This is a genomic window from Leclercia sp. GHBNCSD, from assembly GCF_055805075.1.
The window spans coordinates 209,734-223,720 of sequence record NZ_JBQVYO010000001.1; the positions used below are offsets into that span (position 1 = coordinate 209,734).

At 56.1% G+C, this 13,987-nt stretch carries 12 protein-coding genes; 5 read left to right on the top strand and 7 right to left on the bottom strand.

Going from position 1 to position 13,987, the window contains the following annotated elements; all coding sequences use genetic code 11:
* Positions 1-163 precede the first annotated feature (163 nt).
* The gene (locus ACT3IC_RS01190) at positions 164-1,153 is read left to right on the top strand and encodes a hypothetical protein (protein WP_420193086.1); all 990 of its coding nucleotides are present in this window, start codon (positions 164-166) and stop codon (positions 1,151-1,153) included.
* 180 nt (positions 1,154-1,333) lie between these two features.
* Here ACT3IC_RS01190 and ACT3IC_RS01195 read toward each other — a convergent pair whose 3' ends face one another.
* The 3 genes from ACT3IC_RS01195 to ACT3IC_RS01205 all read right to left on the bottom strand — a co-directional run bounded on the left by ACT3IC_RS01195 (position 1,334) and on the right by ACT3IC_RS01205 (position 4,965).
* Positions 1,334-3,265 (bottom strand): putative bifunctional diguanylate cyclase/phosphodiesterase, encoded by a 1,932-nt coding sequence (locus ACT3IC_RS01195; protein WP_159339179.1) that lies wholly within the window; start codon positions 3,263-3,265, stop codon positions 1,334-1,336.
* 17 nt (positions 3,266-3,282) lie between these two features.
* The gene (locus tag ACT3IC_RS01200) at positions 3,283-3,777 is read right to left on the bottom strand and encodes a putative pterin-binding protein (protein ID WP_103178989.1); all 495 of its coding nucleotides are present in this window, start codon (positions 3,775-3,777) and stop codon (positions 3,283-3,285) included.
* A gap of 327 nt (positions 3,778-4,104) precedes the next feature.
* On the bottom strand, positions 4,105-4,965 hold the full coding sequence (locus ACT3IC_RS01205; RefSeq protein ID WP_473475864.1) for a DMT family transporter: 861 nt from the start codon (positions 4,963-4,965) through the stop codon (positions 4,105-4,107).
* A 214-nt stretch (positions 4,966-5,179) separates the two neighbouring features.
* Between ACT3IC_RS01205 and ACT3IC_RS01210 the strand changes: the two genes are divergently transcribed.
* The 4 genes from ACT3IC_RS01210 to ACT3IC_RS01225 all read left to right on the top strand — a co-directional run bounded on the left by ACT3IC_RS01210 (position 5,180) and on the right by ACT3IC_RS01225 (position 8,393).
* Positions 5,180-5,974 (top strand): SDR family NAD(P)-dependent oxidoreductase, encoded by a 795-nt coding sequence (locus ACT3IC_RS01210; protein ID WP_156654240.1) that lies wholly within the window; start codon positions 5,180-5,182, stop codon positions 5,972-5,974.
* A gap of 126 nt (positions 5,975-6,100) precedes the next feature.
* Positions 6,101-6,667, top strand: a complete 567-nt coding sequence (locus ACT3IC_RS01215; RefSeq protein ID WP_325940197.1) for an NTP transferase domain-containing protein — start codon at positions 6,101-6,103, stop codon at positions 6,665-6,667.
* Positions 6,668-6,759: 92 nt separating this feature from the next.
* A complete protein-coding gene (locus tag ACT3IC_RS01220; RefSeq protein ID WP_103178985.1) occupies positions 6,760-6,996 on the top strand; it encodes a DUF1272 domain-containing protein in 237 nt (78 codons plus the stop codon).
* Between the two features lie 26 nt (positions 6,997-7,022).
* Positions 7,023-8,393 (top strand): M24 family metallopeptidase, encoded by a 1,371-nt coding sequence (locus ACT3IC_RS01225; RefSeq protein WP_473475869.1) that lies wholly within the window; start codon positions 7,023-7,025, stop codon positions 8,391-8,393.
* A gap of 66 nt (positions 8,394-8,459) precedes the next feature.
* Here ACT3IC_RS01225 and ampC read toward each other — a convergent pair whose 3' ends face one another.
* The 4 genes from ampC to ACT3IC_RS01245 form a co-directional block, all read right to left on the bottom strand.
* The gene (ampC, locus tag ACT3IC_RS01230; protein WP_473475872.1) at positions 8,460-9,602 is read right to left on the bottom strand and encodes a CMY2/MIR/ACT/EC family class C beta-lactamase; all 1,143 of its coding nucleotides are present in this window, start codon (positions 9,600-9,602) and stop codon (positions 8,460-8,462) included.
* A 97-nt stretch (positions 9,603-9,699) separates the two neighbouring features.
* Entirely contained in the window at positions 9,700-10,764 is a 1,065-nt protein-coding gene (locus ACT3IC_RS01235; protein ID WP_473475875.1) for a fimbrial protein, read from the bottom strand.
* 11 nt (positions 10,765-10,775) lie between these two features.
* Complete coding sequence (locus ACT3IC_RS01240; RefSeq protein WP_473478855.1) at positions 10,776-13,205, bottom strand: fimbria/pilus outer membrane usher protein; 2,430 nt, start codon at positions 13,203-13,205, stop codon at positions 10,776-10,778.
* Positions 13,206-13,283: 78 nt separating this feature from the next.
* Positions 13,284-13,946, bottom strand: coding sequence for a fimbrial biogenesis chaperone (locus ACT3IC_RS01245; RefSeq protein WP_263951015.1), 663 nt, complete (start codon positions 13,944-13,946; stop codon positions 13,284-13,286).
* Between the last annotated feature and the right edge of the window lie 41 nt (positions 13,947-13,987).

The window sequence follows — 13,987 nt, forward strand, 5'->3', positions numbered from 1 at the left end:
ATCGTTGATTTTTGTTTTTTATTTCGGTCAGTTTTACAGCCTTCCTCGTTATAAATGACATCATCCGGTCCCTGAAGGGCTTAAACGTTCACGTTGATAATGTTTCCTGTTTTTCAATCAGTTCCTGGTTCCGAACGCAAAGATTAATTAAAGGACAACAGCTATGACTCACATTCATGAACACGCCACGGTTAACACAACCTATCCCGATTCGCGGCTGCCCCTGCCCACAACGAACAGCAGTGCCGTATCATGGGGTGCCATCTTTGCCGGCGCAGCGGCAGCGGCATCCCTGTCGCTAATTTTGCTAATGCTGGGTACCGGGCTGGGCCTGACAACGATTTCACCCTGGGAAAACCGCGGGCTTGACGCCGGCACGGTGGGCATTGCTGCCATCGCCTGGCTGACGTTCACGCAAATCGTGGCGTCTGGCATGGGCGGCTATTTAGCCGGGCGACTGCGTACCAAATGGGTCGATACCCGTACCGATGAAGTCTACTTCCGCGATACTGCCCACGGGTTTTTAACCTGGGCTGTCGCTGCACTGGTTTCTGCGGCGCTGTTTACAAGCACCGTGGGCGCCCTGATTGGTGGCGGCGCTAAAGTCGTGGGTACCGTTGCCGGCGGGGCTGCGACGGCCACAGCAGCTGGCGCGGCGGGTATGGCGAACAGTTCGTCTGAGGCGCCGGGTTCATCCATGGACTATTTTGTGAATTCGATGTTCAGGGCCAGTAACCCTGCCACACCGGCAAACGGTGCTACCGATCCTGCTGATCCAACCGCTGCACCTGCTCCCGCCACGCCAGCCGCACCTGCTGAGCCATTAACGCCTGCGCAGGTAAGTGAAGTGACCGGTATTTTTGCCAACAGCATTACCACCGGTACCTTACCGCCGGAAGATCGTCAGTATGTCGCCCAGCTGATTGCACAAAAGACCGGTATCAGTCAGCAAGAAGCTGAACAGCGTGTACAAACCACCTATGACAAAGCCCAGGCTAAATTAAAAGAAACGAAGGAGAAAGCGCAGCAAGCTGCTGATGCCGCACGTAAAACCACAAGCTATCTGATGCTCTGGACATTTATTGCGCTGCTGGCCGGTGCTTTCGTTGCCAGCCTGTGTGCGACCTTCGGTGGTCGTCAACGTGATTTATAATTCTTAATTAAGCAGGAGGTTTAAAATGCGCTCACTATTACTCTTCTTTTTAGGCGTACCTATTCCAATCATTATCCTGATTGCACTGTTCTTCCATTAATCGCTTTTTAAAACATAAATGCCCTGACGGGCATTTATGTTTTTTTCTTTTTTCACCACGCCTTCATCCGGCCACGCGATTTATCCGTTGCGGATCCTGCCATCGATTCCCGGCTGCGGTTTACCAAAAAGATAACCCTGGGCGAGATCGCAACCCAGCGCCTGGAGACTTTCCAGCTGTTCCTGCGTTTCGACCCCTTCTGCAACCGCCTTCATATTAAGGGACTTCGCCATCCCGGTAATCAGTTTGATGATGGTCAGGGCGTCGTCCTGGTCAGAGATCGAATGGACAAAGGATTTATCGATTTTAATTTTATCGAAGGCGAGCTTGCTCAGCCGCGAAAGGGAAGAATACCCCGTACCAAAATCATCAATGGAGATTTGCACGCCACGGGCTCTGAGCGTGTTGAGGGTATTGAGCGGAGTATCGTTATCGGTAAAGAGAGAGGATTCCGTCACCTCCAGCTCCAGACGATCGGCCGCAAGCCCTGTCTCTTCGAGAATGGAGAGCACGATGCCGGCAAAGGCTTTGCTGCTGAGCTGGATAGGCGAAACATTCACCGAGATTTTTGCCGGAACCGCCCAGGTCGCCGCTTCCCGGCAGGCGAGTTCAAGCACCGATCTTCCCAGTTCATTAATCATGCCTGTCTTTTCCGCAACGGGAATAAAGCTGTCCGGCGACAGAAGCCCCTTTAATGGATGCACCCAGCGAACAAGGGCTTCATAGCTGTAAATTTCCCGGCTGAACGAATCGACAATGGGCTGATAATAAACCACGAATTCTTTATTCGCTAAGGCCATCGCCAGATCGTGCTCAAGGGTTCTGCTCTCCTGCAGCTTTTGTAACATGATCGGCCGGAAGACTTTTATCTGTCCGGGGCCCTCTTTTTTGGCTTCATACAGGGCCAGATCGGCAAATTTATAGAGAAAGTCGGAGCGGCGCTCCGTGTCCGAGATAACAATGCCGACACAGGTGGCGATATTAATGATGGTGTTATAAATGGTGTACGGCTGGTTGATAGAAGCACATATTTTTTGCGCGCGCGAAACGGCGCTGCTCTCTGTCAAACCGCTCGAGAGAAAGGCAAACTCATCCCCGCCTAAGCGATAAAGGGTATCGGTCGTCAGGCTCATGGCAATCAGGCGTTCGGAGATCTGGCGCAGCAGCATATCGCCAACATCATGACCGTAGGTATCATTGATCTCCTTGAAGCGGTCCAGATCAAACAGCATGACGGTCACAGATTCATTATTTTTTTCCGCCACCTGAATGATTTTCTTTATATTTTCCCAGAAAAACTGGCGGTTATTCATGCCTGTCAACGAGTCATGGTAAACGTCATATTCCAGCTGTGTATTCTGGATTTGCAGTTTCTCCTTAGATTTTTGCAGCTCTTCAGCAAGGCTTTTGACCTGAAGATGCGCCGTCAGAATATTTCTGTTCTGGAAGAATATCAGCACGCCAAGAATGGCACTCAAAATGATTAACAGTAGAGAAGCCGCTGAATAAATATAATATAACGTTTGTATTTTGAGATTAGCTTTATTGATCGAGTTAATATCATTGTCTAACGCACTGGATGACAGGCGGCTTAAGGGGGCATCAAGCAGGTGCATTTTAATCAGGTAGGTCTGGAGCGCTGGACGGTCCATTTTCTCAAGGTTAGCGTCCAGATCTTTGAGAATATTTTCTATATTTACCGCCAGTTCATGGTGCGCTTTATTGCTGGCAATATAGCGCCCCAAATCACCCTCTTTCATTAAACCGCTCTGGCTGAGCATAATGTCAAGACGCAGGCGCACGTCGTCAATCGTCAAAGCGTCAATACCGTTGGCGTAAAGACCGAGCGTTGATTCGAATCGATAAAATTCTGATACCAGCTGAGCTGCGGACCATGAGTCCGTATAGTGCGTCAGTTTTTGTAACTCTTGTTGCCTCTCGTGCACAAGGAAAGAGATATATCCCGTAGAGATAAAAAGGAAAAAAATGATGCCCGCCAGTATCCTGTTCATGTTGCGCTTCTGAACTCCTACTCAATATTCATTTTGCTGACCTGCCATGCCGATCGTGAATAATAAATTTGATTATTCAGTTCGTGCAGACTGTCATAGGGATACACAATGAATAACGGGCCTTTGTCACGGATACGCATGTATTCACCGTTGACTTTCAAGGCAAGGATAACGTTGTATTTTTTAAAATCACTGAGCGGGATAACGGTGGTGTAGTCATTGAGCGCAATGACCTTAGCAACGGTGCCTTTTGCCCCAACGTAATCCATAAGCTTTTGCAGCGGCACGCCCGTAAAGGTTGTGCGCCCATTATACCAGGGTGAAGTAGTCTGGAAACTGACCATCCCGAGTTTCTCAAGGCTGGCGACATCGAAAACGGCTTTCCCGTCTTCGTTTGTATTTTGTATATTACCGGACAGGGTTAAAAGGGCTTTACCGGCGGGTTTGGGCAGTTCACCTGCCCAGGCATGGGTGGCAACCACAACGCTTAAGAACATGACAATAAACCGCATACTAACCTCACCTATCTGCCGGATATGAAAGAATTATAATTTAGTTAACGTGCTATTAATATATGCTCCTTGCCTATTATTGCAGCAACAAAACCGTTTATACAATAAATCATTAAAATCAATAAGTTAAATTTTCCTTCTTATAAAAATGATTAACTAAAGTCTGTACATTTATTTCATTTAGAGCAAATTTTATTGAATCTGTACAAAAAATAATCTACCCACTTATATAATGCAATTAAACACACAAGAATATAAAGGTTTTATTTTTTATCCCTGCTCAGTAGAAGCGAGATGACAGCGGGAGAATGATGACCTCCTTCCCGTTCAGAAACCGTTTTTTTCCGGCTGCTGCCGCTTCTTGTTATCAGCGGCGATAACCAGTGCTATTCCGGCCAGCACCGCCAGCGTGCAAAGCAACATCCGCAGATCCGGTACCTCACCAAGAAATAACACGCCGCCTGCCGCCGCGATACACGGAACGCTCAGCTGCAGGGTGCTGGCGGTTGCTGAAGAGAGCGTGGTGACCAGGGCATACCAGAGCACGTAGGCAACGCCAGATGCCAGCCCGCCAGAAAGCAGGGCCAGGATAATGCCGCTGGTGTCAATATGGACTGGCACCTGTCGTACCAGGCTCAGGAGGAGAATAACCGGCAGGCTGAGGATGAAATTACCGCTCGTTGTTCCCGCCGCAGCCTGGATATTTTTGCCGCGCAGCGAATAGGCGCCCCACGCGAAGCCAGAGGCTACCATCGTAATGGCCGCCGCAAGCGGAGGCGCGGTCGCCCCAGGAAGCAGTAATGTAATAATGCCCCCTACGGCAATGAGTATCCCGCAGGCCTTATAGCCGCTCAGTCTCTCGCCTTTTACCACGCTCCAGCCGATCATACAGACCTGGACTGCGCCAAACAGCAGCAATGCGCCTGTCGCCGTATTGAGCTGAACATACGCCAGCGAGAAAAACAGGACATAGGCGCACAACAGCAGGGCGTCGATAATTTTCCAGCGTATCTCTTGCAGCCTTCCCCGCGCCAGATGCCAGACAAACAGCACTGCCGCTCCCCCCAGTAATCTCAGCATGCTGAAGGTTTCAGGATCGGCATGGCCGTTCTTCAGGGCTACGCGGCAAAGAATGGAGTTCGCTGCAAATGCAGTTAAGACAAAGAGAACCAGCAACAGCTTTTTCATACCCTTCCTGAGAGAGACCGTTCCGGACCGACGGTGGGATCGTGAGTTTGTCTATTTACTTTACTGTAAAACCGCACTTTTGCGGACGCGCATCTCCACCGCCCAACGCAGGGATCAAAAAATTTCGCTGACTTGGTTGCATAATAAAACCAAATGGCGCACAGTTTATTTAGTTTCATATTAAAACCACTATCTCCCATTATGAGGTACGACAATGACTACGCAACGTTCAACAGCTTTAATTACAGGTGCATCTTCCGGCATTGGCGCGGTCTACGCCGACCGTCTCGCCGCTCGCGGTTACGATCTGGTGCTGGTGGCCCGTCGGGAGGCGCGTCTGCTGGCGCTGGCGGAACAGCTCAGGCAGCGCTATGGGGTAAAGGTCACCCCCCTGACGGCGGATCTTACCGATGAAAGCGGGATCCGCGCCGTGGAAGAGATGTTGCGCAACAACGCCGCTATCGACACCCTGATCAACAATGCCGGTACTGCGCAGATGGCGCCGTTCCTCGCGGGAGACGTGGCGCAGCATCAGGCGATCAATATGCTCAACACCACCGCGCTGATGCGTCTCACTTATGCCCTGCTGCCGCGTCTGGCGCAAAACGACCGCGGTACCCTGATTAATATCGCCTCGGTATTGTCGATCCATGCCCGGGCGGGCAGCGCGCTCTACAGCGCCACCAAAGCCTGGGTGCTGAATTTTACGCGCGGATTACAGGAGGAGTTTGCCGACAGCCAGGTGCGTATCCAGGCGGTATTGCCCGCAGCCACGGCCACGGAGATTTGGGAGCTGTCCGGCATCAGCGCCGACGATCTGCCCGCCGGGTCGGTGATGACCACCGACAATATGGTGGATGCGGCGCTGGCGGGGCTCGACCAGGGTGAGCTGATCACTATCCCGCCGATGCACGATGAAGCCCTGTGGACGCGCTACGAAGAGGCGCGCCTGGCGCTGTTTGCCAGCGCCCGCACCGGCGAACCCGCCCCCCGCTACCTGACGCGCTGAGGATTGCGCGGATCGCCCCTCTGGCTCAGAGGGGCGTTTTAGCAGGCGACGGTCAGCGCGTTAAATCCCGAAATTTGCGGTATATTTTCTCTTTACCTTCTCTCATGTTGATAAAGGGATAAGACAATGCCGGTCGACTGTATTATTACTGCCGCAGGACTCTCCTCCCGCATGGGGACGTGGAAAATGATGTTACCCTGGCGCGAGGGAACCCTTCTGGATGCCAGTATCAACAACGCCCTGCAGTTTTGCTCGCGCATTATTCTCGTCACCGGTTTTCGCGCCCAGGAGCTACAGGCGCGATATCAGCACCGGGAAAATGTCACCCTGGTTCATAATCCCGATTATGAAAACGGACTGGTCAGTTCGGTGATAACCGGTGCCCGGGCGGTGAGCACGGATTACTGTTTTATTACCCCCGGCGATCTGCCCTGCCTGGACGGGGAGATTTACCGCCAACTTTGGGCATTACGCACCGGGGGGGCGATCCTGCCGCACTATCACGGTACGCCCGGCCACCCTGTTTTGATTGATCGCGCCAGCCTGCAACAGGCGATCTCCCGTCCGGCTATCCGCAGCATGCGCCAGGCCCTGATGGAGGGTAAACACCAGTGCGTGGCCCTCGATCGCCCGGAAATTATTGTTGATATCGATACTCCTGACGATTTCAGAAGCGTGCAACAGGAGAGTTAACACTTCCCGCGTCACGTTACTATTATGCTGTCGCGGCTTTTTTTACTCTCTGGCATAGTAAAAAAGGCCACTAACCCAACAGGATAAGAACCATGCTTGAACTCCGCCCGAACTGCGAATGGTGCGATCGTGACCTGCCTCCTGATGATCTGGACGCGCGGATCTGCTCCTTTGAGTGCACCTTCTGCGCGACCTGCGCCGACACCCACCTTAACCATCGCTGCCCTAACTGCCAGGGGGAGCTGGTGCGTCGCCCGGTGCGTCCGGCAAATAAGCTGATGAATGCGCCTGCCTCCACCGTGCGGGTTCATGCGCAAAAAAGCGCCTGACCCGCCTTCTGACGAAGAGAGAAATCATGATCCAGCTGCAGACCATTCCTGCTCCGCGTACTTTCACCGATGTGGCTCCGGTATTGCTTACCGATGCCACCCTGCTTGATCGCAAAAACAGGGTGCTGGCCCGCATCAACGAGGCGGGCTATGATGCCCTGGTGATCTATGCCGACAAAGAACACGGCAGCAACTTTGAGTATCTGACCGGGTTTGTGCCGCGCTTTGAGGAGGGTCTGCTGATTCTGGAAAAGAGCGGCGCGGCGACGGCGATCCTCGGCAATGAAAATCTCAAGATGGCCCGCCATTCCCGCATTCCGGTTACCCTCAAACACTGCCCGTATTTCTCGCTGCCCAATCAGCCGATGGATAATGAAACCTCGCTGGAGTCGCTGTTTCGCGAAGCGGGTCTGCATGCATATGACCGAATCGGGGTGGTGGGCTGGAAGATGTTTACCGCAGCCGGAGCGGATAACAGGCAGCTTTTCGATCTCCCTTATTTTATCGTCGAGGCGCTGAAAAACAGCACCGATGCGACGCTTGAGAACGCCACACACCTGTTTATCGGCGGCGAAAACGGCGCCCGCATCACCAACAACGAGAATGAAATCGCGCATTATGAATATGGCGCGAACCTGGCCTCGACCTGCATCCTGAACGCCATGAACGCAGTGGAGCCGGGGATCCGCGAAACCGAGCTGGGGGCGCGGCTGGCGGCAGAGGGGCAGTATCAGACGGTGGTGACCATTGCCGCCGCCGGGCAGCGCTTTGAGAAGGCAAACTTCTACCCCACCTATAAAAAGCTGGTGCGCGGGCAGCCGCTGTCGCTGACCACCGGGTTTAAGGGTGGGCTGTCCAGCCGGACCGGGTTTGTGATTGCTGACGAGAGCGAGCTGCCGGACGGCCAGAAAGATTATCTGGATCGGGTGGCGAAACCCTATTTTGCCGCCATCGCCAGCTGGCTTGAGCAGATTAAAATCGGCATGCCGGGCGGCGAGCTGTATGCCCATATCGAACAGGTGCTTAATAAAGCGCAGTATGGCTGGCATCTTAATCCCGGGCACCTTAGCGCCGACGAGGAGTGGATGTCCTCCCCCATCTACCCGGGCTCTGCCGAGACGCTAAAAAGCGGCATGATCCTGCAACTCGATATCATCCCCTCTGTTCCCGGCTATACCGGCGTGAGCGCTGAGGAGAGCGTCGCTCTGGTGGACCAGGCCTTGCAGGAGAAAATTCAGGCGGCGTACCCGGAACTGTGGGCGCGGATTGCCAGCCGCCGGGCATACATTCGCGAGGTGTTAAACATTAATCTGGCGGATGAGGTGATCCCGCTGTCGAATACCGTGGGTTATCTGCGTCCGTTCCTGCTGGCAAAGGAGATGGCGTTTACCTGTTGAAGTTTGTTTCTGCCACTTTACAGGCCCGGCAGCGCTACGCTTGCCGGGCCTTTCAGGGCATAAACCTTACTGCAATGCTGCAAGAATGCGGTACGCAGCCTTGACCCGCTCGCTGTTGGGGTAACTTTTATTCGCCAGCATCACAATGCCGAGGTTCTTCTCCGGGATAAAGGCGATGTAGCTGCCAAATCCGCCGGTCGAGCCGGTTTTATGTACCCATGAGGCTTGCACCGGCGGCTGTGGAGGCGCGATAGCCGTGGTATCGTGGGCAGCCAGGGCATATTTATTATCCGCCTCCTGCTCCAGCGTCCGGGAGGAGACCGGCCAGTTGAGCATCTCCCAGCCCAGCCCCTGATACATCTCGCCTACCTGCCAGTAGCGTGACTGGGCAATCTCCACCCCTTTTTTCAGCGATGCGTCTTTAATGCTGTCCGGTTGCAGGTTGGCCTGTAGCCAGCCTGCCATATCCACGATGGAGGTTTTTACCCCGTAGGCTTCGGCATCGAGCATCCCTGGCGAGACGTGCACCGCCTTACCGTCCCGGTAACCCCAGGCATAGTTCGCTTGTTCGCTTGCCGGTACGGTTACCCAGGTGTGGCTCAGCTTCAGCGGTTCCAGCACCCGGCGGGTGAGCGCCTGCTCGAAACTCATCTTTGAGGGCTTGACCGCCAGGGCGCCGAACAGGCCGATGCTGGCATTGGCGTAGAGGCGTTTAGTACCCGGCGTCCATGCTGGCTGCCAGGTCTGATAGTACGTTTGCAGCGCTGCGGCATCGGTCACGCTCTCCGGCACCTGGAGCGGGAGTCCCCCTGCGGTGTAGGTCGCCAGATGGAGGAGGCTGATGCCCTGCCACTGCTTGCCTGACAGCGCGGGCCAGTAGTTGCTGGCCGGATCGTTGAGGGCAATCTCCCCGCGCGCCACCGCATCGCCGCCGAGCACCCCGGTAAAGGTTTTGCTCACCGAGCCCAGCTCAAACAAGGTTTGCCGGGTGACGGGCTTTTTCCCGGCGACATCCGCCAGCCCTTGCGTGAAGAAATAGGTCTGTCCCTTATAGATGACCGCAACGGCCATGCCTGGGATCGACTGGTCGTGCATCAACGCGGTCATGGTGGGGTTCACCGCCTCCGCGATCAGCGCCTCCTCCGGGGTGGCGGCGAGAGCGGAACCAGACAGGCAAACGAGGAGCATACAGAGCAGGGATTTTTTCATCGTTATGATCTTTAGCGAAAAGTGAGAGCGCTATTTTGCAGGCCTGACGGGAAGATGTAAAACGGGCACGCATGAACCGACGCCCGTTCGCAGAAGGCTAGTTATACTCCAGCGCAAAGGTGGCAGTGGTGTTTGCCCACCCCGCCGTCACGGTCGGGTCAGTCTGTACCAGCTGGGCAACAAAGTGGAAAGGCTGGGCGCTGGCGGCATTTGTCGCGGTCACCTGTCCCAGACCCGGCAGGTTTCCGGCCTCGTTGATGTGCAGGGCAGTGCCCGCGACCGGCGCACTGGCGCCATTATTGCCGTAGCTCAGCCTGACCCCCACGCCGCTGGCGCTCGACGGCGACGGGGTAATGGCCAGCGTATCGGTGATGCTGGTGGCGGCTGGCGTGCCAAAAAAGCCAATTTTGATCTGCGCTGGCTGCGAACAATAGACCGGAATGGTCAATCTCTTCGCCGTCCCCGCCGTCTGCCCCACCCCTTTAAAATCGGCGCGGTTAACCTTGCCTAAATCGACAAAAATGGTCGGGGTGGTGACATTACAACTGCCCACCGCGCCGATATCCACGTTCATCGCCGTCAGGTCGGCGCTGATGGGCGTGCCGGTTGTGCCTGAGCCGGGAATATCGACATAGAGTTTACCGACCGCCCCCAACGGCGAAGCGTTGGTGTGGTTGCCGCTGACGAGGCTGACGTCACCGGTTTTAAAGAAGGTGATAAACGCCTTCACCACGATATGTTCCTGGTGCAGCAGCGCGGGGTTTTCGCTGCTGTTACAGACCTGCGTCTCATGCATACCGGAGCCGTCCAGGTAGTGGATCGGCCCGCCGCTACACTGGAAGCCCAGGGCATAGCCGATACCCGGAATGGCCGACTCAAACACCATTCGGCCATTGATAAAGGTCTCATTCCCGGTGCGCTCCTGTTCATATTTCACCGCTATCGCCCCGGCCTGCCGGGCCTCCTGATCGCAGCTAAAACGAAACCCGCTGCCGCTGTCGGCCATGATGCTGGTCATCTGGGTGTTGTTACGCAGCGAAGGGAGATACTTGATGTTCTGAACGTTGATGGTCATCTGGCCGGTATCGCCATTGCAGGCTGCCGCCCATACGCCAGGGCTGAACAGCCCGGCAACCGTCAAAAGTAAACAGACTAACCGCATGGTTAATATCCTCATTGTGATAAACAGGCTGCCTCGATACGCTTCACCGCATCCGGCTGGTCGGCGGCGATGTGGAAAGGCAGCGTGCAGCGGTGGGCTTCCCCTTTGTCATTCCAGTTCACCTCCAGGGTGCCGGTATCCGGAATACCGCTCAGGTAGACCATTCCGCCGTCGGCCACCATGCCGGTGGCGGCATTGCGATCGCCAACCAGCTGGGCGCTGGCGCCAAACGGCACTGGCCCCGACTGGTCATGCAGGGTAAACAGCACGCGATGGCCGATATGGGTCCGGAAGTTTGCCTCGACCACCGCCCCACCGCCGGGGATCACCGTCGCGCCGAACTGCTCGACGTCGGTGTCGCTGGTCATCGATTCGGTATCAAGGGTAATGACGTTTTTGTGCCAGGCCGTCAGCGCAGGCACCACCGCGTAGCCCCGCCAGTCGGTATGAACGTTGCTGCCGTTCTCAACAGCCACGTTGACCGCCCCCGGCGCACGCACGATGGCAAAGCTGTCCCCCAGACTCTGCCCCAATGTGATGCCATGCGGGTGCGCAACGATGGAGCCCGACGCTCCCCAGGTGAGCTGGCTGCTGTCGCGATCGTGTCGGTAACCCAGCTGCGCCTGCCCATAGCTGCCGTGGTAGTCGAGGGATGCGCCGCTGTTACTCCCCTGCCCCTGGCTGGCGTAGCCCTGCTGCACGGCGTAGTAAAGATTCGGGCTCTTCGGCACCGAGCCATACATCGACACCTGGTGCGAGGTATAGCCGCGATTATCCGACGAGGTGGTGTAGCTCACTGAACTGCTGGCAAGCGAACCACCCAGCGGAATGGTGATATTGAAGGACCAGGAGCGATCGGGATTATTGTGTCCGCTGGACTGGGTATAGTAGTAGCCCAGCCCCCAGGAGATCCCTTTCCAGGCGCTGTAAAAGCCGGCATGGAGCGTTTTGTCGCTGCTCTGGTTGTGCCAGTAGTCCTGAACGTAAGCGGACAACGACAGGTTCCCCACCTCGCCGAGGGTCTGGCTGATGGCAACCTCTTCCCGGGTGCGTTTGTTATCCACCAGCCCGTAACGTTGCTCCAGCCTCATCGCCTCACTGAAGTCGTAAAACCCGCTGGAGGAGTAGCGGTAGCTGGCGAGGCTGAACGAGGTGCCCGCCCGGGCAAAACTTTTCTGATACTGCGCCCGCAGGGAGTGGCCGCGGTAGCGCTTGCCGGAGGGGGTTGTGGTGTCTGCCAGCGTCACGTCGGTACCCAGCGAGCCCAGCTTCCCTAAGCTATGCCCCACCCCGAGGGCCAGCGCGTAATAATCATCGGCCAGTTGCGTGCCGCCAGACAGGGTAAAGGCTGCCGGTAAACCGTAAAACAGCGTGCTCTGGATAAACGCCGGGGTGCGGCTCTCATCGTGGCCTGGGTGAAAGCGCCCGGCGCTGAGGCTGTATTTTACCCGCTCCTCCCGCAGCATAAACGGCACGGACGAGAACGGCTGGGTAAAGGTGCGCTCCGAACCGTCGCTCTCCTTCACGTTGACCTCCAGGTCGCCGCTCTGCGCGGTCGGATAGAGATCCTTAATGGCAAACGCCCCCGGGGAGACGTAGGTTTCGTAGATCACATAGCCATGCTGGGAGATGGTCACTTTGGCGTTACTGTGGGCGACGCCGCGGATCACCGGAGCAAAACCGCGCAGGCTGTCCGGGAGCATCTCTTCATTTGACATCAGCTGGACGCCGCGAAACTGCACGCTGTCGAACACCTCCCCGCTGGTGTAGGTATCCCCAATCCGCAGCTGGCTTTTCAGCGGGGCGACGTCCCGTTGCAGGTATGTACTGAGCGACTGCAAGCGCCGGGTGGAGTCGTACTGCATGGACGAGGTGTTGCGCAGCCGCCACGGCCCGAGGTTCACCCCGCTGCGCAGGTTGAGGAAGGTGGAGCGCCCGTTATGGGTGGATTGCCCGGTTTGCGCGCCGGAGAGCGTGTAGTCGACAAAGGCCGCCGGTATCCCCTCATCCCAGCGTGCGGGATCAATATACCCCTCGCGCTGAACGTTCATTGCCGCCTGGGGAATACTCAGGTTCAGCCGCTGGGTCGGGAAGTCGAACCGGCTGCTGGCATCCGGGATGTACTGGCCGATACGGGTGAAGGTTTCCCCGTCGTGCAGGCGTTCAAATGAGGAGAACGCGCTAACGTTGACGCCATATTCCGCCAGCTGGGCCGCCGTCAGCACTGGCACAAGGGTGCCATTCTCCTCCACGAAGGTAATGTTGCCTTCACTGACCTGCTGGTCATTGACCCAGATGGTGACCGGCCAGGTGCCGGGCTGCTGCCCGCCTGCGGTGGCAAAATAGTGCAGATCGGCGGTTTTTTGCTGCGCTGAGCTCAGTTCCAGCGCCGCCGGATCGAAGTAATCTTCTGCCCGCACCACCCCGGGCCTCGAGATCATCAACAGCGCAGTGGGGAGCGTTGCCAGCAGTAACGCACCGTCGCGGTGTGAAGTGTTCTTTTTCACCTTCGCCCCCGGTTACTGCTGCGCGGCGTCAGTGATACCGCCAGAGTCGTTAATGGCGCGCCACGTCACCTGCCCGCTGCCGACACCCGTCCACGTCTGGCTGCTCTGAGGCGCGATCATGCCCGGTTCGGGGATCGCTTTGCCACCAACCGTCAGGCTGTAGAGGGAGACATAAAACGGCGTCGGGTTATGGGCCACCAGCCGGTTACCCTGTCGGGTAAAGGTCAGCTTCTGCCAGGCGTCTTTGGCCTCGCCCAGCCCTTTTGGCCGCCAGAAGAGCTTGAACTTCGATTTCACGTTGATCTGGAGCTTGTTGGACGCCGCTTTTTGCGTCGGGGCGATGTTTTTCACGCACAGCCAGTACACTGACTCCCGGTCTGTAGGCAATGCGCCCCCGGTGAAGCTGATCCGCAGGACGTTCTCCTGCTCAGGATCGAGGCGAAAGAGCGGCGGCGTAACCACAAAAGGCACCGGGCGTTTATCGTCTGCGGCCTGGTTTTCAACCCACGACTGCACCAGGTAGGGAACGCGGGTATCCATGTTCGTCACCGTAATGGTGGCTTCGCGTTTTCCTTCCTCATAGATCACGCGGGTTCCGCCCATCACTACCCCGGCCTGAGCGGTGGCGCAGACCAGAAGAAAAGCGGTCATCACAGCGGCAAGAAGCTGTTTCATCGTGCAGATACCATTGGACAAAAAAGAGAATGAACAGGCGC

Bases quoted from the DNA above. Each gene is read 5' to 3' on its own strand.
- ACT3IC_RS01190 (WP_420193086.1), top strand. From the start codon at position 164: ATGACTCACATTCATGAACACGCCACGGTTAACACAACCTATCCCGAT.
- ACT3IC_RS01195 (WP_159339179.1), bottom strand. From the start codon at position 3,265: ATGAACAGGATACTGGCGGGCATCATTTTTTTCCTTTTTATCTCTACG.
- ACT3IC_RS01200 (WP_103178989.1), bottom strand. From the start codon at position 3,777: ATGCGGTTTATTGTCATGTTCTTAAGCGTTGTGGTTGCCACCCATGCC.
- ACT3IC_RS01205 (WP_473475864.1), bottom strand. From the start codon at position 4,965: ATGAAAAAGCTGTTGCTGGTTCTCTTTGTCTTAACTGCATTTGCAGCG.
- ACT3IC_RS01210 (WP_156654240.1), top strand. From the start codon at position 5,180: ATGACTACGCAACGTTCAACAGCTTTAATTACAGGTGCATCTTCCGGC.
- ACT3IC_RS01215 (WP_325940197.1), top strand. From the start codon at position 6,101: ATGCCGGTCGACTGTATTATTACTGCCGCAGGACTCTCCTCCCGCATG.
- ACT3IC_RS01220 (WP_103178985.1), top strand. From the start codon at position 6,760: ATGCTTGAACTCCGCCCGAACTGCGAATGGTGCGATCGTGACCTGCCT.
- ACT3IC_RS01225 (WP_473475869.1), top strand. From the start codon at position 7,023: ATGATCCAGCTGCAGACCATTCCTGCTCCGCGTACTTTCACCGATGTG.
- ampC (WP_473475872.1), bottom strand. From the start codon at position 9,602: ATGAAAAAATCCCTGCTCTGTATGCTCCTCGTTTGCCTGTCTGGTTCC.
- ACT3IC_RS01235 (WP_473475875.1), bottom strand. From the start codon at position 10,764: ATGCGGTTAGTCTGTTTACTTTTGACGGTTGCCGGGCTGTTCAGCCCT.
- ACT3IC_RS01240 (WP_473478855.1), bottom strand. From the start codon at position 13,205: ATGATCTCGAGGCCCGGGGTGGTGCGGGCAGAAGATTACTTCGATCCG.
- ACT3IC_RS01245 (WP_263951015.1), bottom strand. From the start codon at position 13,946: ATGAAACAGCTTCTTGCCGCTGTGATGACCGCTTTTCTTCTGGTCTGC.